This window comes from Bradyrhizobium sp. LB11.1 (assembly GCF_040549385.1).
Taxonomy (GTDB): domain Bacteria; phylum Pseudomonadota; class Alphaproteobacteria; order Rhizobiales; family Xanthobacteraceae; genus Bradyrhizobium.
The window spans coordinates 54,432-72,096 of record NZ_JBEPTH010000006.1; the positions used below are offsets into that span (position 1 = coordinate 54,432).

General features: G+C 62.8%; 20 protein-coding genes. 7 read left to right on the top strand and 13 right to left on the bottom strand.

Annotated features, from left to right (window positions below):
• Positions 1-61: 61 nt before the first annotated feature.
• Both ABIA96_RS17220 and ABIA96_RS17225 read right to left on the bottom strand, forming a co-directional pair.
• Positions 62-436 (bottom strand): CsbD family protein, encoded by a 375-nt coding sequence (locus tag ABIA96_RS17220; RefSeq protein WP_354138245.1) that lies wholly within the window; start codon positions 434-436, stop codon positions 62-64.
• Positions 437-496: 60 nt separating this feature from the next.
• Complete coding sequence (locus tag ABIA96_RS17225; RefSeq protein WP_354138246.1) at positions 497-1,234, bottom strand: SDR family NAD(P)-dependent oxidoreductase; 738 nt, start codon at positions 1,232-1,234, stop codon at positions 497-499.
• Positions 1,235-1,333: 99 nt separating this feature from the next.
• Between ABIA96_RS17225 and ABIA96_RS17230 the strand changes: the two genes are divergently transcribed.
• Entirely contained in the window at positions 1,334-2,113 is a 780-nt protein-coding gene (locus ABIA96_RS17230) for an SDR family NAD(P)-dependent oxidoreductase (RefSeq protein ID WP_354138247.1), read from the top strand.
• Positions 2,114-2,225: 112 nt separating this feature from the next.
• On the top strand, positions 2,226-3,113 hold the full coding sequence (locus tag ABIA96_RS17235) for a TauD/TfdA dioxygenase family protein (RefSeq protein ID WP_354138248.1): 888 nt from the start codon (positions 2,226-2,228) through the stop codon (positions 3,111-3,113).
• A gap of 196 nt (positions 3,114-3,309) precedes the next feature.
• Here the strand turns inward: ABIA96_RS17235 and ABIA96_RS17240 are convergent, their stop codons facing one another.
• Complete coding sequence (locus tag ABIA96_RS17240; RefSeq protein ID WP_354138249.1) at positions 3,310-3,954, bottom strand: YqgE/AlgH family protein; 645 nt, start codon at positions 3,952-3,954, stop codon at positions 3,310-3,312.
• A 142-nt stretch (positions 3,955-4,096) separates the two neighbouring features.
• Between ABIA96_RS17240 and ABIA96_RS17245 the strand changes: the two genes are divergently transcribed.
• The 5 genes from ABIA96_RS17245 (at position 4,097) to ABIA96_RS17265 (ending at position 8,054) form a co-directional block, all read left to right on the top strand.
• Complete coding sequence (locus ABIA96_RS17245) at positions 4,097-4,936, top strand: protein-disulfide reductase DsbD domain-containing protein (RefSeq protein WP_354138250.1); 840 nt, start codon at positions 4,097-4,099, stop codon at positions 4,934-4,936.
• Positions 4,937-5,066: 130 nt separating this feature from the next.
• Positions 5,067-6,449 (top strand): oligosaccharide flippase family protein, encoded by a 1,383-nt coding sequence (locus tag ABIA96_RS17250; RefSeq protein ID WP_354138251.1) that lies wholly within the window; start codon positions 5,067-5,069, stop codon positions 6,447-6,449.
• A gap of 41 nt (positions 6,450-6,490) precedes the next feature.
• Complete coding sequence (locus ABIA96_RS17255; protein WP_354138252.1) at positions 6,491-6,727, top strand: hypothetical protein; 237 nt, start codon at positions 6,491-6,493, stop codon at positions 6,725-6,727.
• Positions 6,724-7,047 (top strand): type II toxin-antitoxin system RelE/ParE family toxin, encoded by a 324-nt coding sequence (locus tag ABIA96_RS17260; RefSeq protein WP_354138253.1) that lies wholly within the window; start codon positions 6,724-6,726, stop codon positions 7,045-7,047. The genes ABIA96_RS17255 and ABIA96_RS17260 overlap by 4 nt, the downstream gene beginning before the upstream one ends.
• Positions 7,048-7,229: 182 nt before the next feature.
• Positions 7,230-8,054, top strand: a complete 825-nt coding sequence (locus ABIA96_RS17265; RefSeq protein ID WP_354138254.1) for a sulfite exporter TauE/SafE family protein — start codon at positions 7,230-7,232, stop codon at positions 8,052-8,054.
• A gap of 134 nt (positions 8,055-8,188) precedes the next feature.
• Here ABIA96_RS17265 and ABIA96_RS17270 read toward each other — a convergent pair whose 3' ends face one another.
• From ABIA96_RS17270 to ABIA96_RS17315, 10 genes are all read right to left on the bottom strand, one after another.
• Positions 8,189-8,977: a 3-hydroxybutyrate dehydrogenase gene (locus ABIA96_RS17270; RefSeq protein WP_247507301.1), complete on the bottom strand. Its 789-nt coding sequence runs from the start codon at positions 8,975-8,977 to the stop codon at positions 8,189-8,191.
• Position 8,978: 1 nt separating this feature from the next.
• Positions 8,979-10,154 (bottom strand): DUF3734 domain-containing protein, encoded by a 1,176-nt coding sequence (locus ABIA96_RS17275; protein ID WP_354138255.1) that lies wholly within the window; start codon positions 10,152-10,154, stop codon positions 8,979-8,981.
• A 78-nt stretch (positions 10,155-10,232) separates the two neighbouring features.
• Positions 10,233-10,736, bottom strand: a complete 504-nt coding sequence (locus tag ABIA96_RS17280) for a CAP domain-containing protein (RefSeq protein ID WP_354138256.1) — start codon at positions 10,734-10,736, stop codon at positions 10,233-10,235.
• 90 nt (positions 10,737-10,826) lie between these two features.
• Complete coding sequence (locus ABIA96_RS17285; protein WP_354138257.1) at positions 10,827-11,864, bottom strand: sulfate/molybdate ABC transporter ATP-binding protein; 1,038 nt, start codon at positions 11,862-11,864, stop codon at positions 10,827-10,829.
• The gene (gene cysW / locus ABIA96_RS17290; RefSeq protein WP_354138612.1) at positions 11,854-12,765 is read right to left on the bottom strand and encodes a sulfate ABC transporter permease subunit CysW; all 912 of its coding nucleotides are present in this window, start codon (positions 12,763-12,765) and stop codon (positions 11,854-11,856) included. Before cysW ends, ABIA96_RS17285 begins: the two co-directional genes overlap by 11 nt.
• 9 nt (positions 12,766-12,774) lie before the next feature.
• Entirely contained in the window at positions 12,775-13,611 is an 837-nt protein-coding gene (gene cysT / locus ABIA96_RS17295; protein ID WP_502918825.1) for a sulfate ABC transporter permease subunit CysT, read from the bottom strand.
• 36 nt (positions 13,612-13,647) lie between these two features.
• A complete protein-coding gene (locus ABIA96_RS17300; RefSeq protein WP_354138258.1) occupies positions 13,648-14,673 on the bottom strand; it encodes a sulfate ABC transporter substrate-binding protein in 1,026 nt (341 codons plus the stop codon).
• Positions 14,674-14,785: 112 nt separating this feature from the next.
• On the bottom strand, positions 14,786-15,511 hold the full coding sequence (locus ABIA96_RS17305) for a phosphoadenylyl-sulfate reductase (RefSeq protein ID WP_354138259.1): 726 nt from the start codon (positions 15,509-15,511) through the stop codon (positions 14,786-14,788).
• Positions 15,508-16,023 carry a DUF934 domain-containing protein gene (locus ABIA96_RS17310; RefSeq protein ID WP_354138260.1) on the bottom strand — a complete coding sequence of 172 codons (516 nt, stop codon included), beginning with the start codon at positions 16,021-16,023 and terminating at the stop codon, positions 15,508-15,510. The genes ABIA96_RS17305 and ABIA96_RS17310 overlap by 4 nt, the downstream gene beginning before the upstream one ends.
• Positions 16,010-17,665, bottom strand: coding sequence for a nitrite/sulfite reductase (locus ABIA96_RS17315; RefSeq protein ID WP_354138261.1), 1,656 nt, complete (start codon positions 17,663-17,665; stop codon positions 16,010-16,012). Before ABIA96_RS17315 ends, ABIA96_RS17310 begins: the two co-directional genes overlap by 14 nt.

Consider the following 17,665-nt stretch of genomic DNA (forward strand, 5'->3'; position numbering starts at 1 on the left):
TCTGCAACGCCGCGTTTCACGCCGCATTGCGTCCGGGGCACGAACTTTGCAGCTCGCTCGTTTAGCCGTAATAGCGCCAGCGCGGAGGCGGGCGACGCCCGGGGCGCGACATCAGCAGCGCAAGCGCGAAGCCGATACCGCCGGCAACAAGCAGCGCGCCGAGCGGATTGTCCTGCACTTTCTTCGAAATCGCCTGCGTACCGTCACGAAAGGTGTCGCCGCTGTTGTCATACGCATCCTTGGCGTAGCTCGTGGCGGTGTCCGTGGCGTCACGCACGGCATCCTTGGCCTGGCCGTAGAGATTCTGCACGGTGCCGGCGGCTTCCCGCGCCTTGCCTGACGCCTGTGTCTGTGTATCGCCAGCGAGATCACCGACCGCGCCTTCCGCACGTCCAGCGAATTCCTTGGCCGATCCGACGATCCTGTCCTTGTCCATGATGCTCCTCCTCGGGGGTCTGCCCAAGTAACCGATCAGGAGCAGCGCAGTTCCAATCGCCTAGAGAATGAGTCCACCATCGACGACCAGCGTTTGCCCAATAATGTACGACGACAGAGGTGACGCCAGGAACAGCGCCGCGCCCGCCATGTCGGCCGGCGTGCCCAATCGCCGCAGCGGAATGCGCGACAATGCGCCTTCGAGCCGCTTGGGATTGTCGGTCGTCACTTTCGTCATCTTGGTGTCGACCAGACCGGGCGCGATACCGTTGACGCGGATACCGTCTTCCGCCCAGGCTTCGCCCAAGGTCCGCGTCAATCCGACCGCGCCGGTCTTCGAGGCATTGTAGGCGGGATTGCCCATGGTGGAATGATAGGCCGCAGTCGAGGACACCATGATCAGCGCGCCCTTGGAATCCCGCAACATGGAATGAAATCGCGTCCCGCACGCCATCAGGCTCATCAGATTGACCTCGACGACTTTGCGGAAGCCGCTCATCTCGAATTCGCCGCGACGATAGAGCACCGCGCCTTGCGCGAGCACCAGGATATCGAGCCGGTCGAACGACGGCTTGAACGCTTCGATGGCACCGGCATTGCTGACGTCGAGCTGCGCGTAAGCAAGACCGGTGAGATCGGAGCCCTCCTCCGCCAAATATTCCGTTGCACGAGCGCGCGTGCCACACACCGCAACAGCTGCGCCTTTCGCACGAAAGGCTTGCGCAATGCCGTTGCCGATACCGCTGGAACCACCGACGACAAGAACCTGCCTGCCAGTGAAATCGAGCTCGTTCGCCATCGCGACCTCCCATTTTATTTTGCTTGTTTGACCTGTCTGCGGATCGATGCCAGCCTTGTCAATCTCATAACAAGAAACAACCGACCGCGAGGAAACAGCATGTCCGAATTCAAGCAGCTCAGTCGCTCGGTGAAGGGCCTGACCGCTCTCGTCACCGGCGCGGCCAGCGGCATGGGCCGCGCCACTGCGCGCGTGTTCGCGTCTGAGGGCGCGAACGTCGCCGTCACCGACTATGACGAGCAAGGCGCGCATGCGGTCGCGAAGGAGATCGCGGCAAGCGGAGCTTCTGCGAAGGCCTGGAAGCTGGACGTCGCCGACGGCGGCGAGATCAAGCGCGTGGTTGGCGATGTCGCCGCGCATTTCGGTGGACTTGATATCGTCATCAACAATGCCGGTATCTCCGTGCGCGTTGCGATCGATGACGAGGCTTACGAGGACGCCTGGGCCAAGGGCATCGCCGTGATGCTGACGGCGCATCCGCGCATCATCCGCGCCGCGCTGCCGCATCTGCGCAAATCGAAGTCTCCGCGCATTGTGAACGTCGCCTCGACCGAGGCACTCGGTGCCACTGCCTTGCACAGCCCCTATTCGGCCGCGAAAGGCGGCGTCGCCAGCCTCACCCGCTCGCTCGCGGTCGAGCTCGGCCGCGAGGGCATTACCGTCAACTGCATTTGCCCCGGGCCGATCCGCACCGCCATCACCGACCGCATCTCCGAGGAGCACAAGACCATCTACGCCAAGCGCCGCACCGCACTCGGTCGTTACGGCGATCCCGAGGAAGTCGCGCATATCACGCTGAGCCTGTGCCTGCCGGCGGCATCCTTCCTCACCGGCGCGGTGATTCCGGTCGATGGTGGGTTGATGGCGAGGAACGCGTGAGTGTCATAACGCTCAAGAGATATGCGCGGCGAGCGTTGACAACGCCGAATGCCGGAGTAGCTTTTTCACCAGCAGAGCGGACCAACCGCTCGCGGTTCGCGGGAGAGACGCCATGACGATCGCCATCCGGCAACTTCAGAAGCATTTTGTCGGCGAGGTTTCGGGCCTCGACCTGCGAAAGCCTCTCACACCGGATGAGGCGCGCGAAGTCGAAGCCGCCATGGACAAATATGCGGTGCTGGTCTTCCACGACCAGGACATCACCGACGAGCAGCAGATGGCCTTCGCGTTGAATTTTGGACAACGCGAGGACGCACGCGGTGGCACTGTCACGCAGGCGAAAGACTATCGGCTCCAGTCAGGCCTCAACGACGTTTCCAATCTCGGCAAGGACGGCAAGCCGCTTTCCAAGGACAGCCGCACGCATCTGTTCAATCTCGGCAATTGCCTGTGGCATTCCGACAGCTCGTTCCGCCCGATCCCGGCAAAATTTTCGCTGCTGTCGGCGCGCGTAGTGAACCCGACGGGCGGCAACACTGAATTCGCCGACATGCGCGCGGCCTATGACGCGCTCGACGACGAGACGAGGGGCGAGATCGACGACCTCGTCTGCGAACATTCGCTGATGTATTCGCGGGGATCGCTCGGCTTCACCGAATACACCGACGATGAGAAGGCGATGTTCAAGCCGGTGCTGCAGCGGCTGGTGCGGACCCATCCCGTGCATCGCCGCAAATCGCTGTATCTCTCGTCGCATGCCGGCAAGATCGTCAGCATGAGCGTGCCGGAGGGACGGCTCTTGCTGCGCGATCTCAATGAGCACGCGACCAACGCGGAATTCGTCTACGTCCACAAATGGAAGCTGCATGATCTCGTCATGTGGGACAACCGTCAGACCATGCACCGCGTCCGCCGTTACGATCAGTCCCAGCCCCGCGACATGCGAAGGGCGACGGTGGCGGGGACGGAGCCGACGGTGCAGCAGCAGGCGGCGGAGTAGGCCCGACCGTCCTGGCGAGGATGGGACGAGACCGAAGGGCGCGAGGCGGCGATGAGCGCGAGACGGCCTCAACGAACTCCGTCATTGCGAGCAAAGCGAAGCAATCCAGACTGCCGCCGCGACAAAGGCTGGATTGCTTCGTCGCTTCGCTCCTCGCAACGACGGCTGTGAGGACTTCGCTATGCCAAGCACAGCGCTACGCGTGACCCGCCTCGTTCGACAACATCCCGGGATCAATGCCGATCTTGCGCAAGGCGCGGCCGTACTTCTCGTCGACATCATCGCCGAAGATCAGATCCGCATCCGCGTCGCAATGGAGCCAGCCATTGCTCTGGATCTCGGTCTCGAGCTGGCCCGGCGCCCAGCCGGCGTAACCGAGCGCGAGAATGGCGTGCTTGGGACCGGAGCCGTTGGCGATCGCGCGCAGGATGTCGACGGTCGCGGTAAGGCAGACGCCGTCGTCGATCCGCAGTGTCGCGTGCTCGATGTAGAAGTCGCTCGAATGCAACACGAAGCCGCGACCGGTGTCGACCGGGCCGCCGGCCAGCACTTTCATGCTCTCGGCATTTTGCGGCAGCTTGATGTGCTCGCCCTTCTTGACGATACCGAGCTGCTGCAACAGTTCAGGGAAATCAATGCTGCCGGCCGGATGATTCACGATGATGCCCATCGCGCCCTCGGCGGAATGCGCACAAAGGTAGATCACCGAGCGTTCAAAGCGCTCATCGCCCATGACCGGCATCGCGATCAGGAGCCGGCCGTCGAGATAATTGGCCGAGCTGGGGAGCCCATGACCCGCGCTGCGGGTGCTTTCGCCCGTCCTCTTGCCTGTGGGAGCCATCGGTGAAGCACTCCGGTTTCAATTCCTATCCTGATGTCGGGCCGGGCGGCTGTCAAATCAAGGCTTGCAGAGATCTGATTCAAGTGCATCCATCACAAGCAATTCAATGGTTTGCCCCGGGGCGACCCTGTAAAGACGTGCCATGCTGACAAGAGTTCCCCTGCATGCGGCGATTGGCGTCGCGACCATCTTGCTTGTGTCGTCGCTGACGACGGTAGCCTATGCCGACGACGCTTCACCGTGGCAGCGCGACGGGCATTCCGCGGTGCGGCTGCTCGCGGGATCGCGCAGCGGCGCGGTCCTGCTCGGCGGCATCGCCTTCCAGATCCAGCCAGGGTGGAAAACCTACTGGCGCATGCCAGGCGATTCCGGCGTTCCGCCGCGGTTCGACTTCTCGAAGTCGGATAATGTCGAAGCGGTGACAGTGATGTGGCCGGCTCCGCAGAAATTCGACGATGGCGCGGGCGGCCATTCGATCGGCTATCACGACCAGATCGTGCTGCCCTTGCGCATCGTCGCCAAGGCGGCCGACAAGCCAGTGACGTTGCGCGCCGAGATCAATTACGCGGTGTGCGAGAAGCTCTGCATTCCGGTCGAAGCCCATGTCGAGCTCGGCTTCAACAACGTGGCATCGACCGAAGACGCCAATCTGCGCACGGCGCTGGATTCGGTGCCGAAGCCCGCCAATGTCGGCGATCCCAATCCGCTGACCATCCGCGACGTCAAGCGGGACGGGCCGAAGAATGTGGTGGTCGATGTCGTTGCGCCAGAAAACAGCAAGGTCAATCTGTTCGTGGAAGGGCCGACGCCGGAGTGGTCGCTGCCCATTCCTGATCCGGTCGAGCACAGCCCGCCCGGCGTGAAGCGGTTTTCCTTCGAGCTCGACGGATTGCCGCCGGGCGTCAAGCCTGATGGCGCCGCGCTGAAGTTCACGCTGGTCGGGCCGGACAAATCGTACGAGTTCAATGCGAATTTGGAGTAGCCGTCGTCCTGGCTTTTTCGCCACGACGACGCCGGTAACACCCAACCGAATCTTAACGAATCGTTGCTAATCCCAACAGTGACCGCATAAGCCCGCCGCAGCATGCGAGACGCCTGGGGATTCTTCGAATTTGGCCGTGATGGATGCAGACCCCGCAACGACCGGACCTGCCGGCCTCATCGCACGGCTGCGCGGAAAACTGACGGGCGGATCCAGCGAGGCGTCGCTGACGCGGCGGCTGGCGGGCACCATCTTCATCATTCGCGTCATCAGCGCGGGCCTCGCCTATTTCTCGCAGGTTTTGCTCGCGCGCTGGATGGGCACGTCCGACTACGGCATCTATGTCTATGTCTGGACCTGGGTGCTGCTGCTCGGCAGCATGATGGACTTCGGCATCTCCGCCTCCGCGCAAAAAATCATTCCGGAGTATCGCGCCAGCGGTGACCATGCCCTGCTGCGCGGCTTTCTTTCCGGCAGCCGCTGGCTGACCTTTGCCGTTTCCACCCTGGTCTCGCTGGCGCTTGCCGGCATCGTCAAGCTGCTTTCGCCCTGGATTAATCCGGGCGAGGTGCTGCCGCTCTATATCGGCTGCATGACGTTGCCGGCCTTCGTCGTCGCCAACACCCAGGACGGCATCGCGCGTTCGCACGACTGGATGCAACTCGGCCTGATGCCGCAATTCATCATCCGCCAGGCGCTGATCATCGGCATCACAGCCTGCGCCTTCCTGCTCGGCTATCATCTCGGCGCGGTCGCGGCGATGGTGGCGAGCGCCGGCGCCGTGTGGATCGCGATGACCGGACAGATGGTGGTGCTGAACCGCAAGCTTGCCGATCGCATCGAACCGGGCCCCAAGGCCTACGACATCAGCGGCTGGCTCGCGGTCTCGCTGCCGATCCTGCTGGTCGAAAGCTTCTATCTGCTCTTGTCCTACACCGACGTGCTGGTGCTGCAGCAGTTCCGCCCCTCGGACGAGGTCGGCGTCTATTTCGCGGTGGTGAAGACGCTGGCGCTGGTGTCGTTCATTCACTACGCGATGTCGGCGACAACGGCACATCGCTTCGCCGAATACAATGCGCTCGGCGATAAGGCGCGGCTGTCGGCCTATGTCGCGCACGCCATCAACTGGACGTTCTGGCCGTCGCTGGCCGCAACCGCCGTGCTGCTCGCGCTGGGCAAACCCCTGCTCTGGCTGTTCGGACCGCAGTTCGTCATCGGCTACGACATCATGTTCGTCGCCGCGATCGGCCTCGTGGTGCGCGCCGCGATCGGCCCGGTGGAACGCCTGCTCAACATGCTCGGCCAGCAAAGAATCTGCGCGCTGGCCTACGCGCTAGCCTTCGCGATGAACCTCGTGCTCTGCATCGCGCTGGTGCCGCGCTTCGGCGGCCACGGCGCCGCGGCCGCAACCTCGATCTCGCTCACCTTCGAAACGGTGCTCCTGTTCTGGATCGTACGGCAGCGGCTCGGGCTGCATGTGCTGGCGTTTGGAAAATCCCCGTCTCCACAATAGAGACGTTGGTCAATCGCGTTCTATCTGCTAGAATCCAGCCCATGGCTGTGCCCAACCTGAGAGATTTGCTGCAGCGCGCTCAATCGTGGCCTGACGAGGCCCAGAAAGAGTTGATCGCTGTTGCCAATGAGATCGAAAGCGAACTCAACGGCGGCGAATATTTGGCAAGCCAGGAAGAGCTGAAGATCATCGATGCGGCCATGGCGGCCATTGATCGCGGCGAGGTCGCGGCCGAAGCCGAGATCGAGGCGGCTTTCGCAAAATTCCGCCGCGGATGAAGGTTCTCTATTCCCGACAGGCCATTGCTGATCTCAGCGACATCGCGAACTACTATACAGCCAGCGCAAGTCCCGCCGTCTCGGAAGCCATCGCGCGAAGACTCTTCGACGTCATTGATCGCATTCAGCGCGCACCGCTCTCGGCACCACGCGTCGTGCAACGTTCCAACATTCGCGCAGCATCCGTCGTCCGTTACCCATTTCGAATCTTCTACCGGGTTCGTGGCGACACGATCGACATCCTCCATATTCGCCACACATCCCGACGGCCGCTCACGGGGTTGAATGAGCCCTCACAACCCGGCATCGCTGATCGCTGATTTGCTGAGCAGGCACACAAAACGTCCATTTCGCCGAAGGGTAACAATTTGGATGGAATGACCAATCACCCCGAGCAGGGGGAACAATTTTTCTTATTCCGCCCAAGCGGTTGCGCCATAGGGGAAATTTATTCTACGTCATATTGCCCAACTGACGAGATAAACCTAGATTTCCCCCTGACATGATTGATCCGCTTTACGTCGCCTCGGGATTTGGCGTCGGCCTCCTCGTCGGGCTGACCGGAGTGGGAGGCGGCTCGTTGATGACGCCGCTGCTGATCCTGCTGTTCGGCATTCACCCGACCACCGCCGTCGGCACAGATCTGCTTTATGCCGCGGCCACCAAGACCGGCGGCAGCGTGGTGCACGGCTGGTCACGCAGCGTGCACTGGCCGGCGGTGCTGCGGCTTGCATGCGGCAGCATTCCGGCGAGCGCGTTGACGCTGCTGGTGCTGTGGAAGCTCGATCTGAGAGGCGATGCCGAGCGCAATCTGGTCAATCTGGTGCTGTGCTTTGCACTGGTGCTGACGGCGACATCGCTGATCTTCCGCAAGTCGATCATGGAGCGCTATCGCCGGCGCATGGAGCAGGTCGACGAGCGCACCACCGTGATCGCGACCGTCGTCACCGGAATCGTGCTCGGCGTGCTGGTCTCGATTTCATCCGTCGGCGCTGGCGCGGTCGGCGTAACCGTGCTGCTGCTGCTCTATCCGCGCCTGCCGATGGCAACCATCGTCGGCTCCGACATCGCGCATGCCGTGCCGCTGACGCTGGTGGCCGGCATTGGACACTGGATGCTCGGCTCGGTGGACTGGGCTTTGATGGGTGTGCTGCTGCTCGGCTCGCTGCCCGGCATCATCATCGGCAGCTACAGCGCGACACGCGTGCCGGAGACGGTGCTGCGCGTGGCACTCGCCAGCGTCCTCGTCGTGGTCGCCGGCAAGATCATGTTCACGGAGCTGAACCTGCAATCCGCGATCGTGACGGCGCTAGCCTGGAGCCATTGAGAACTCGCCCCGACGACGGAATCGTAGGTCTCGTAGGGTGGGCAAAGCGGAGCGTGCCCACCACCTTTTTCGGTCAGGGAGAGATGGTGGGCACGGCGCTGACGCGCCTTTGCCCGCCCTACGGCATCGAGCTCTTACTCAGCCGTCCAGCCGCCGTCGATCGACAGGTTCGTGCCGGTGATCTGCGCGGCATCGTCGCCGCACAGGAACAGCGCCAGCGCTGCGACCTGCTCGGACGTGACGAACTCCTTGGTCGGCTGGGCGTCGAGCAGCACGTCGTTGATGACCTGCTCGCGCGTGAGGTTGCGGGCCTTCATCGTATCCGGGATCTGCTTCTCGACCAGCGGCGTCCAGACATAGCCGGGGCTGATGCAGTTGCAGGTGATCTTGTTGGTCGCGACTTCCAGCGCCACGGTCTTGGTCAGGCCGGCGATGCCGTGCTTGGCCGAGACGTAAGCCGACTTGAAGGGCGAAGCGACCAGCGAGTGCGCCGACGCGGTGTTGATGATGCGGCCCCAGCCCTTCTTCTTCATGCCGGGCACCGCGGCGCGGATGGCATGGAAGGCCGAGGACAGGTTGATCGCGATGATCTGATCCCACTTCTCCGGCGGGAATTCCTCGATCGGCGAGACGAACTGAATGCCGGCATTGTTAACGAGGATATCGACCGAGCCGAACGACTTCTCGCCGAGCGCGATCATCCCGGCGATCTCAGCCGGCTTGGTCATGTCGGCGGGCGAGTAGACTGCCTTCACGCCGAAATCGGACTCGATCTTGGAGCGCTCCTTCTCGATGTCCTCCGGCGAGCCGAACCCGTTGATAACGACGTTGGCGCCGGCGGCGGCGAAGGCGCGCGCATACGCAAGCCCGATGCCGCTGGTCGATCCGGTCACGACGGCGTTCTTGCCTGAAAGACTACCCATATTATTCGCTCCTTTTTGGCGGGGGCGCGGTCGCGTCCCCCGTGAGATCGTAGGTGACCATGGTCTCGCCGGACTGCGGCCGCTCGAGCCAATCCTTGTGGTGCATCGACAGATGCACGTCGCGCACGCCGCTTTCCCAATGCTCGACCATGGCGACATGCGAGAAGTCGTAGTCCTTGGACGAGGATTCGTAATTCTTGCTGCGATAGATCAGGTGCACCACAGTGACCGTGCTCTCACGCGAGACCTTCGCGAGGAATTCGACGGAGGGGTCGTTCTTGAGATAATCGGGCAATTTGGAAATCAGGTCGCGCGCGGCCCGGCGGGCGTTGTGCAGCTGCTTGTTCTTGTCGGTGTTCATCCGCGTGCGGCTGGAGAAACGGATGTCCTTCTCGCGCTCGGTGGCCTCGAGCAGCGAGGTCGGCAGGTCGCCGCGGGCGCTGAACAGATCGACCTGGAAGATCAGGAGGTCGCGATCGATCTCCGCGTCGAGAACGAAGTCAAGCGGCGTGTTGGAGGCGATGCCGCCGTCCCAATAATGCTCGCCATCGATCACGACCGACGGAAAGCCCGGCGGCAGCGCGCCGGAGGCCATGATGTGCTCAGGGCCGATTCTCTTGCCGAGCTTCTTGAACTCGAAATTGTCGAAATATTTGAAGTTGCCCGAGGTGACGCCAACCGCGCCGACCGACAGGCGGGTCTTCAGATCGTTGATGCGGTCGAAGTCGACCAGACGCTCCAGCGTCTTCTTCAGCGGCGCGGTGTCGTAATAGCTCTCGGCCTGCGGGCTGCCCGGTGGCCAGAGCGGCGCGGGCGGAATGCGCGGCGCGAAGAAACCGGGCACGCCAAAGGTCGCGATCAGTGCGGCGCTCGTGGAATTAAACAACTCGCGGCTGTGGTCGCTCTTGCCGATGGGCTTCCACGGCACCGGCGCGGAGACCATCTCCCAGAATTCCTTGAGCCGCTTGACGCGGGTATGGCCCTCGTTACCGGCGATGATGGCGGCGTTGACCGCGCCGATCGAGATGCCAGCGACCCATTCGGGCTCGAAGTCGAAATGGCACAGCGACTGATAGGCGCCTGCCTGATAGGAGCCGAGCGCCCCGCCGCCCTGGAGAACCAGGACGCGCTGCGCCTTCGCGGGGACTGTTGCGACTTCGGGGCTGTGATCTGTCATGCAGGAACAATAGCAAAAGGCGAGCCACCGTGGCGACAGTCTGCCGCGGCGTCAATGCATCCCGGGATCAAGTCTGGCTTATCGGGGATCGGTCGAAGCCAGGATCATGGTCCAGAACACCTTGTATTTGGTGCCTGGAGCATAGCCCGCCGCTATGCCCAATTTTGTGACACCGCTCTTGAGCATGTTGGCGCGGTGGGGCGGCGAGTCGCGCCAGCCGGAAAACGCTTCCGCCAGCGTATGATAGCCGGCCGAGACGTTCTCGACCGCCACGGTGGCCGGGTAGCCGCCGGAGGAAAGCCGCTTGGCCAGCGGCGCGCGGACGTCATGGTCCATCTTGTTGGCCGCCGCCATGGCTTGGGACTGGGATTCCGCGAGCCGCATCAAATCGGGGTCGATGACGACGGTGCCGAGCCCGTTGTTCTGGCGATATTGCGAAATCATGATCGCGGCCGCCTGCGCATCCAGCTTGGAGCCCGGGACCGACATGTCGGCATACATCGACGGCTGCTGGACCGGCGCTTCGTTGCCGGCGCAGCCGGCGAGAAGCAAAGCGATGAGAATTGCGGCCGCAGCGCGCATGAATCGAGGCCCCCAAAGGAAGGGCCGTTGTTGCATACCAACCGTGGCTGAAAGGTGAATTTTGAGGAAAATTCGCCCCTTCAAACCGGCTCAGGCGCCCGCAAATATGCGGTAGCGGCGGGGCTTTAAGCCGATCGTGTCGCCTGCGCGCAGTTCCCGATCGCGGGGGGCGTCGATCTCGATGGTCTCGCCGCCGGACAGGGCGACCTCGGCCCGCTGCACCGGGCCGAAATTGCGAACGTGCCGGACCGCGCCCTCGAAGGCACCCGAACCTGGCGGGCCGACCAGCATGTCATGTCGCCGCACGAACAGTTTTGACGCGCCAGACACCAGGCCGTCCGTTGCAAGATTGAGCGGGCGATCGCCGAGCCTGATCACGCCGCCTTCGACCTGAACCGGCAGCTCGATGGATTCACCGATGAAGCCGTGGACGAAGGCCGTCGCCGGGGTCTCGTAGACATCTTCGGGCGAGCCGATCTGCTCGATCTTGCCCTTGTCCATCACGACGACGCGGTTGGCGACTTCCAGCGCCTCTTCCTGGTCATGGGTGACGAAGATCGATGTGACGTTGATCTCATGGTGCAGAGAGCGCAGCCATTTGCGCAGCTCCTTGCGCACCTTGGCATCGAGCGCGCCGAAGGGCTCGTCGAGCAGCAGGATGCGCGGCTCGATCGCGAGCGCGCGGGCGAGCGCGATGCGCTGGCGCTGCCCGCCGGAGAGCTGGCTCGGATAGCGGTCCGCAAGCCAATCGAGCTGCACGAGATCGAGCAACTCTTTCACGCGTCTATGGATGGTCGCCTCATCCTTGCGGATCGCGCGCGGCTGCACGCGAAGGCCGAAGGCGACATTCTCGAACACACTCATGTGGCGGAACAGCGCGTAGTGCTGGAACACAAAGCCGACATGCCGCTCGCGCGCGCCTTGCGCCAGCGCGTCCTCGCCATTGAACGCGACCTCGCCGGAATCCGGCCAATCGAGGCCGGCGATGATCCGCAGCAGCGTGGTCTTGCCGGAGCCTGATGGACCGAGCAGCGCCAGCAACTCGCCGTTATTGACCTTGAGGTCGACGCCATCAAGCGCAGCGAAGCTACCGAACTTCTTGACGAGATTTTTGACTTCAATGGTCACTTGCGTCGTGTCCTTCGTCCAGATGACGTTCGAGAATTGTCTTGGCGATCAGCGTGATCAGCGCAAGCATTGCCAGCAGCGAGGCGATCGCGAAGGCGGCGACGAACTGGTACTCGTTGTAGAGAATCTCGACCAGCAACGGCATGGTGTTGGTCTCGCCGCGGATGTGGCCGGAGACGACGGAGACCGCGCCGAACTCACCCATCGCGCGGGCGTTGCAGAGCAGGACGCCGTAGAGCACGCCCCATTTGATATTGGGCAGCGTGACGCGGAAGAAGGTCTGCAAGCCGGAGGCGCCGAGCGAGATCGCGGCCTCCTCCTCCTGCGTGCCCTGCTCCTGCATCAAAGGGATCAGCGCGCGAGCCACGAACGGGAAGGTCACGAAGGTGGTGGCGAGCGCGATGCCCGGCACCGCGAACAGGATCTGGATGTCGTGATCCCTGAGCCAGCCGCCGAAATAACCCTGCGCCCCGAACAACAGCACGAAGACGAGGCCCGAGATCACCGGGCTCACCGAAAACGGCAGGTCGATCAGCGTGATGAGGAAGGTCTTGCCTGTGAATTCGAATTTTGCAATCGCCCACGACGCGACCAGGCCGAAGACGAGATTGAGGCTCACCGAGATCGCGGCCACCACCAGCGTCAGCTTGATCGCAGCCAGCGCCTCCGGCTCGGCGAGCGCGGCGAAATAGGCGAGGATGCCCTTGGAGAACGCCTGTGCAAACACCAGGACCAGCGGCAGCACGACGAAGACAGACAGAAAGATCATTGCCAGCGCGATGATGGTGATGCGTACCGCCCTCGGCTCGGTGCGCAGATTGTTGCACGCGGCCGCCGCATGCGCGCGCGCCTTCGCGGCGGACGGTGAGAGCGAGACGGGCTCGGCGATCTGCATTGTCATCATTCGCCCTCAGTGCGCCGGGATTCGGCTCTGCGCCCAGCGCTGGAGCCGGTTGACCGCGAAGATGATGACGAAGGAAACAACCAGCATGATGACCGCGATGGCGGTCGCGTCGGCGTAGCGGAATTCGGAGAGACGGATCACGATCAGCAGCGGGGCGATCTCGGAGACGTTGGGCAGATTGCCGGCGATGAAGATCACCGAACCGTATTCGCCGACCGCGCGTGCAAAGGCGAGCGCAAGGCCGGTGAGCAGCGCCGGCGCCAGCGAAGGCAGGATCACGCGGATGATGGTCTGCCAGCGGCTGGCGCCGAGGCTGCCCGCGGCTTCCTCGATCTCGGCGTCGATATCCTGGAGTACCGGCTGCACCGTGCGCACCACGAAGGGAATGCCGATGAAGATCATCGCGACGAAGATGCCGACCGGCGTGAACGCCACCTTGATTCCGAGCGCGGCGAGCGGCGCGCCAAGCCAGCCTTTCTCGGCGAACAGCGCAGTCAGCGCGACGCCCGCGACCGCGGTCGGCAATGCAAAGGGCACGTCGACGATGGCATCGAACAGCCGCCGGCCGGGGAAGCGGTAGCGCACCAACGCCCAGACGATGATGCTACCCATCACGAGATTGACGCAGGCCGCTGCGAAAGCGAGCCCGAAGGAAACGCGGAGCGCGTTCAGGGTGCGGCGGCTCGAGAGGATCGCCCAGAACTGCTCGGGGCTGAGCTCGAACGATTTCAGGAACAGGCCGGCCAGCGGAATCAGGATGATGACGGACAGCCAGGACAGCGTCAGTCCCATCGTAAGACCGAAGCCCGGCAATGTCCGACGTCGTGCTGCGATTACGCTCACCAGCCCCCCTGTTAAAGCTCCTCCGACAGCGCCCGATCAGTTCTTGTAGATCTGATCGAAGACGCCGCCGTCGGCAAAATGTTCCTTCTGCGCCTTGGTCCAGCCGCCGAACACATCGTCGATCGTGAACAGCTCGACTTTTGCGAAGGAGTTTTGATATTTTTTAGCGATCTCAGGATCGCGCGGACGGTAGAAATTGCGCGCGGCAATCTCCTGACCTTCCTTGGTGTACCAATACTGGAGATAGGCATCTGCAACGTTGCGGGTGCCCTTCTTGTCGGCCACCTTGTCGACGATCGCGACCGGCGGTTCGGCGAGGATCGACAGCGGCGGCGCGACGATTTCAAACTTCTCCGGTCCGAATTCCTTCAGCGCGAGGTAAGCCTCGTTCTCCCAGGCGAGCAGCACGTCACCGACGCCGCGCTCGACAAAGGTCACGGTCGCACCGCGCGCACCGGTATCGAGCACCGGCACTTGCTGGAACAGCTTGCCGACGAACTCCTTGGCCTTGTCGGCCGAGCCGTATTTCTTCTGCGCAAAGCCCCACGCCGCCAGATAATTCCAACGCGCGCCCCCGGATGTTTTCGGGTTCGGCGTGATCACGGCAACGCCCGGCTTGAGCAGATCATCCCAGTCCTTGATACCCTTGGGATTGCCCTTGCGCACAAGGAACACGATGGTCGACGTGTACGGTGATGAATTCTGCGGCAGGCGCTTCTGCCAATCGGCCGCGGTGAGGCCTTTGCCGGCGATGGCATCGATGTCGTAGGCAAGCGCGAGCGTCACCACATCGGCCTGCAGCCCGTCGATGACGCTGCGCGCCTGCGAGCCGCTGCCGCCATGCGACTGCTTGATCTCGACGCTCTTGCCGGTCTCCTTCTGATAGGCGTTCGCGAACGCCTTGTTGAATTCAACATAGAGCTCCCGCGTCGGATCGTACGACACGTTCAGCAGACTGATATCAGCAGCGAGAGCCGCGCTTGCCAAGAAACTTGCTACTAATCCGGTCGCGAGAAGTCCTGCAGCGAGCGGAACGATACGGCGCATCATGTCCATCTCCATTCACTTCGACGACGTCAATGTCGGCGAAGGCATGCAGGCGAAACTCGTGGCGAAAGGCTCCGAAGTCAACGGAACCGGATTTCCTTGTTCGTAGCGGCGCAGTTCGACTGTGCTACGAAATCTTCATCGTATGGATGCCGCATTCTGTCTTGGTCCGGCCCCGCCAGCGACCGGCGCGCTCATCCTCGCCCTCGGTCGTTCTGCTGGTGCAAGGCATACACCCAACCGAGCGAAAACCGGACGCTACAAGTGGATGACGCGGCAATTTGGCGCGGACGAAAATCGCTTCGAGTTCCTCACGCGAGACATTGGAGAAGGGATTGAACTTCAACCGCGCGCCGTCGTCCTCGACCACCGGAATGTCGGTGCGCGCATTGCCCTGGAAGCGCTTGCGGCCGTTGAGCCAGGCCGAAAACGGCATGAGCGCACGCGCCAGCGGTTCCACTTTGCGGATACGGCAGCAGGCATCGGGATCAGAGAACCAGAGATCGCGCTCGGGATCTTCGCGCGACAGCGTCTCTTCGGCCGGCTTGACCGAGCGAACGTCCTTCAGCCCCAGCATTGCGATCAGCGTATCGCGATAGGCCAGTGTCTCCTCGAACAGCCAGCCGGTGTCGAGAAAAATCACCGGAATTGCCGGATCGACATCCGCCACCACCTTGAGCAGCGTCGCCGATTCCGTGCCGAAGGACGACAACAGCGCGAGGTTCTCGCGCCCGACCGCCTTTAACGCCGCAGCGACGACCTCCGCAGGAGAGGCATCGCGCAAAGCGCGATCGATCTCTGCCGCCGATGGCAGCGTGGAGACGGGCGAGATTTGAGGCGCGATGGCGTTCACGTACCGACACCCTCGGAGTGACGCAGCTGCATGCGCCGGTGCAGCGCCGTGATCCGGCCGTCACCGGTCGGCTGATAGAACACCGAGTAACGCTTCGCCGTCTGCATGAAGGCTTCGGCGTCGGCCTGCTTCTTGACCTCGAAGGAATCGAAGCCGGCACGCAGCATAAACACGAACTGATCGCGCAGGATCTGGCCCGTCGCACGCAGATCGCCGCGGTAGTTGTAGCGCTCGCGCAGCAGCCGCGCCTGGCTATAGGCACGTCCGTCACGGAAGGTCGGGAACACCAGTGCAACCGTGGCGACCTTGCCGAGATAGGGCACGAGTTCGTCGATATCGCGGTTGTTCGGCCAGATCACGCCGACCTTGCCGGCGCGCTTGAGCAGCGCCCCCGCCTCGCCGACGAAACGCTCCGCCGGCACCAGGATGTCGCCGCTCTCGGGCAGCGGCGTGTCGACGGTGAGTTTGACAAAACTGTCGTCGGCGATTTTTCCACCGTTAACGAGTGGCATAGACGCGCTCCTTGAAGGGTTCGACGCCGAGGCGCTTCACCGTGTCGATGAACAGCTCTTCGGGCCGCTCGCGCAGCGCAAGATAGGCTTCCACCACGTCTTCGACGACGTCGGCGACTTCGTCGAACTTGACACCGGGACCGATCAGATTGCCCAGCGCCGCGCCCTCGTCGGCACGGCCGCCGATGGTGATCTGGTAGACCTCCTCGCCGTTCTTCTCGACGCCGAGGATGCCGATATGGCCGACATGGTGATGGCCACAGGCGTTGATACAGCCGGAGATGTTGATGTGGAGACGGCCGATCAGATTGGCGAGCTCGTGGTTGGCGAAGCGCCGCGTCAGCTCCTGCGCGATCGGGATCGAGCGCGCATTGGCCAGCGAGCAATAGTCGAGACCCGGGCAGGCGATGATGTCAGTGATCAAATTGACGTTCGGCGTCGCGAGCCGGAGCTTGTCGAGCGCCTTCCAAAGCGCCGGCAGGTCGCGCTTGGCGACGTGCGGCAGCGCCAGGTTCTGCTCGTGGCCAACGCGGATCTCACCGAAGGAATATTTATCGGCGAGATCGGCCAGCGCATCCATCTGCTCGGCCGTAGCGTCGCCCGGAGGCGCGCCGATCGGCTTCAGCGAGATCGTGACGATGGAATAGCCCTGCACCTTGTGCGGCGACACCGAATTCTTGCGCCACGCCTCGAAGTCCGGGTCCGCCGCGGCCTGACGCAGCTCGTCCGGCATGTGCGGCAGTTTCTCGTAGTTCGGATAGGTGAAGCGCGAGCGGATGTCCTCGATCACCTCGTCGTCGATCTGGAGCGAGGAATTGCGGATGTGCTGCCACTCGTCCTCGACCTCACGCGAGAATTTCTCGATGCCGAGCTCATGCACCAGGATCTTGATGCGCGCCTTGTAGATGTTGTCGCGGCGGCCGTACTGATTGTAGACGCGCAGGATTGCCTCGATATAGCTGAGGATATCGCGGCCATGCACGAAGTGCTTGATGGTCTTGCCGATGAACGGGGTGCGGCCGAGACCGCCGCCGACGAGCACCTCAAAGCCGGTCTCGCCCTTCTCGTTCTTGATCAGCTTCAATCCGATGTCGTGGATCTTGATCGCAGCGCGATCATGGTCAGACGCGGTGATCGCGATCTTGAACTTGCGCGGCAGGAACGAGAATTCGGGATGCAGCGTGGTGTGCTGGCGGATCAGCTCCGACCAGATCCGCGGGTCCTCGATCTCACCGGGCGCGACCCCGGCCCACTGGTCCGAGGTGACGTTACGCATGTTATTGCCGGAGGTCTGCATCGCATGGATGCCGACCTCGGCGAGATCGGCCAGCGCATCCGGCAGCTCGGCGAGCTTGATCCAGTTGAACTGGATGTTCTGCCGCGTGGTGAAATGGCCGTAGCCCCGGTCGTATCTGCGCGCGACATGGGCGAGCGCCCGCAGCTGGTTCGAGGCCAACGTCCCATAGGGAATCGCGACGCGGAACATGTAGGCGTGCAGTTGCAGATAGACGCCGTTCTGAAGCCGCAGGATCTTGAACTCATCCTCGGTCAGCTCGCCGGAGAGGCGGCGCTTCACCTGGTCGCGGAACTCCAAGACGCGCTCGTTGACAAGCGTGCGGTCGATTTCGTCGTAAGCGTACAT

Bases quoted from the DNA above. Each gene is read 5' to 3' on its own strand.
- ABIA96_RS17245 (WP_354138250.1), top strand. From the start codon at position 4,097: ATGCTGACAAGAGTTCCCCTGCATGCGGCGATTGGCGTCGCGACCATC.
- ABIA96_RS17265 (WP_354138254.1), top strand. From the start codon at position 7,230: ATGATTGATCCGCTTTACGTCGCCTCGGGATTTGGCGTCGGCCTCCTC.
- ABIA96_RS17260 (WP_354138253.1), top strand. From the start codon at position 6,724: ATGAAGGTTCTCTATTCCCGACAGGCCATTGCTGATCTCAGCGACATC.
- ABIA96_RS17220 (WP_354138245.1), bottom strand. From the start codon at position 436: ATGGACAAGGACAGGATCGTCGGATCGGCCAAGGAATTCGCTGGACGT.
- ABIA96_RS17310 (WP_354138260.1), bottom strand. From the start codon at position 16,023: ATGCCACTCGTTAACGGTGGAAAAATCGCCGACGACAGTTTTGTCAAA.
- ABIA96_RS17255 (WP_354138252.1), top strand. From the start codon at position 6,491: ATGGCTGTGCCCAACCTGAGAGATTTGCTGCAGCGCGCTCAATCGTGG.
- cysW (WP_354138612.1), bottom strand. From the start codon at position 12,765: ATGACAATGCAGATCGCCGAGCCCGTCTCGCTCTCACCGTCCGCCGCG.
- ABIA96_RS17225 (WP_354138246.1), bottom strand. From the start codon at position 1,234: ATGGCGAACGAGCTCGATTTCACTGGCAGGCAGGTTCTTGTCGTCGGT.
- ABIA96_RS17300 (WP_354138258.1), bottom strand. From the start codon at position 14,673: ATGGAGATGGACATGATGCGCCGTATCGTTCCGCTCGCTGCAGGACTT.
- ABIA96_RS17270 (WP_247507301.1), bottom strand. From the start codon at position 8,977: ATGGGTAGTCTTTCAGGCAAGAACGCCGTCGTGACCGGATCGACCAGC.
- ABIA96_RS17280 (WP_354138256.1), bottom strand. From the start codon at position 10,736: ATGCGCGCTGCGGCCGCAATTCTCATCGCTTTGCTTCTCGCCGGCTGC.
- ABIA96_RS17235 (WP_354138248.1), top strand. From the start codon at position 2,226: ATGACGATCGCCATCCGGCAACTTCAGAAGCATTTTGTCGGCGAGGTT.
- ABIA96_RS17275 (WP_354138255.1), bottom strand. From the start codon at position 10,154: ATGACAGATCACAGCCCCGAAGTCGCAACAGTCCCCGCGAAGGCGCAG.
- ABIA96_RS17230 (WP_354138247.1), top strand. From the start codon at position 1,334: ATGTCCGAATTCAAGCAGCTCAGTCGCTCGGTGAAGGGCCTGACCGCT.
- ABIA96_RS17315 (WP_354138261.1), bottom strand. From the start codon at position 17,665: ATGTACGCTTACGACGAAATCGACCGCACGCTTGTCAACGAGCGCGTC.
- ABIA96_RS17240 (WP_354138249.1), bottom strand. From the start codon at position 3,954: ATGGCTCCCACAGGCAAGAGGACGGGCGAAAGCACCCGCAGCGCGGGT.